At 30.4% G+C, this 1,851-nt stretch carries 1 protein-coding gene; it reads left to right on the top strand.

Going from position 1 to position 1,851, the window contains the following annotated elements; all coding sequences use genetic code 11:
- A partial coding sequence (locus AB1349_14055; protein MEW6558448.1) for an aminotransferase class I/II-fold pyridoxal phosphate-dependent enzyme occupies window positions 1–1,734 on the top strand: 1,734 nt, incomplete at its 5' end.
- Between the last annotated feature and the right edge of the window lie 117 nt (window positions 1,735–1,851).

The raw sequence follows: 1,851 nt of genomic DNA, 5'->3' as shown, positions 1-1,851 counted from the left end.
CCAAAAGCAATGGTAAAAGTAAATGAGGTTCCAATCCTGATGAATACGCTGAGCATACTGGCAAAATACGGAGTTAAAGAGACAATAATCGTTGTCGGCTATAAAAAGGAAGTCATTATAAATACAATTGGAAATAATCATAATGGTATGAAGGTAACTTATGTTGTTAACGATAAATATGATAAAACCAACAATATATATTCACTCTGGCTGGCAAAGGATTTGGTAAAAGAGAATGTTTTGCTGATTGAAGGTGACATTTTTTTTGAAGAAAAACTGATTGAAGAAACAATAAAAGATGAAAACCAGAATCTGGTTCTGGTTGATTTATATAAGCCATATATGGATGGCACTGTATTGGAGGTAAATCATCAGGATAATTCAATTAAACAGTTAATTGCAAAAAAAGCCCAGGGAATGGACTTTGATTTTTCAAACAAGTATAAAACAATAAATGTATATCACTTTACAAAAGAATTTTTCAATAATTTTTTTGTTCCTAATCTGGAAACATATATAAAAACACAAGCACTGACGCAATATTATGAACTTATACTGGGGGTTCTGGTTTATATAGGATATCCTAAACTATATGCCCGAATTGTTGACAATATTAAATGGTATGAAATTGATGACCGGAACGATTTAGAAAAAGCAGAATATTTGTTTGCATCAGAAACAAAGAAAAGCCAGATGATAAATTCAATTTATGGTGGATACTGGCGATATGATTTTTTGGATTTTTGTTATCTCTATAATTTATATTTTCCAACTGAAAGAATTTATAATGAAATAAAGCACATACTTCCGAAACTCGTTTCAAATTATCCTTCCGGGGCAAATGAAATAAAGAAATTGATAGCAAGATGGCTGAACGTACCGGCACAGGATGTAATTGTAGGTAATGGCGCCTCAGAGCTGATTAAACTGATTAACAGGGAATTAGTTAAAAAAATGACCATACCTGTTCCTGGTTTTAATGAATATGAGAGAACATTAAATAGTGAGCAGATAAACTATTTTCATCTTGCAGAAGATGATTTTATTCTTGAACCGGAGAAATATGTTAAGTCAGTTAAAGATAGTAAGAGTAATAGCGCTTTGATAATAAATCCAAATAACCCGACTGGAATATATCTGGAAAAAGATAAAATTATATTTATTTTGAAAGAACTAAAAAACCTGGATATGATTATTGTAGATGAGTCGTTTATTGATTTTGTGGATAAAGAAAATGTATCACTAATAAATAATTATCAGGATTTTAGAAATTTAATAATTCTTAAAAGTTTGAGTAAGGTCTATGGTATTCCAGGTTTACGGCTTGGCTACGCTCTTTCAAAAAACAAAAGTTTTATAGAAAAAATTACTTCTGAACTTCCGATATGGAACATAAATTCTATCGCAGAGTATTTTCTGGAGATATTGATAAAATATCAGGATGAGTTTAAGCGCTCCTGTAAAAAAATAATTGATGACAGAAAGAATTTTATTGAAAGGTTGAAAAAGATACAATGGCTAAAAATTCATCTTTCATCGGCAAATTATGTTTTTGCAAAAATTTTAAGTGATAGAACTTCTACGGAAATTAAAAATATTTTATTTGAAAAACATAAAGCGTTGATAAAGGATTGTTCAAATAAGAAGGGGCTAAAAGAAGATAAATATATTCGCATTACTGTAAGAAAACCGGAAGAAAACGATATTTTAGTTAATGCACTTTCAGAGATTTAGGGGGATTTAAATATTTTGAATATATGTATTCTGACAAAAGTTACGCTTGCACATTCAATTGGCGGTATGCAGGTGCATTGTAAGACCCTGACTGAAGAACTGGTAAAGATGGGAAAT

The sequence above is a fragment of the Elusimicrobiota bacterium genome (assembly GCA_040757695.1).
GTDB lineage: Bacteria > Elusimicrobiota > UBA8919 > UBA8919 > UBA8919 > JBFLWK01.
Note: the sequence above shows the minus strand (reverse complement) of the source record. Positions and strands in the feature narration are given on the sequence as shown.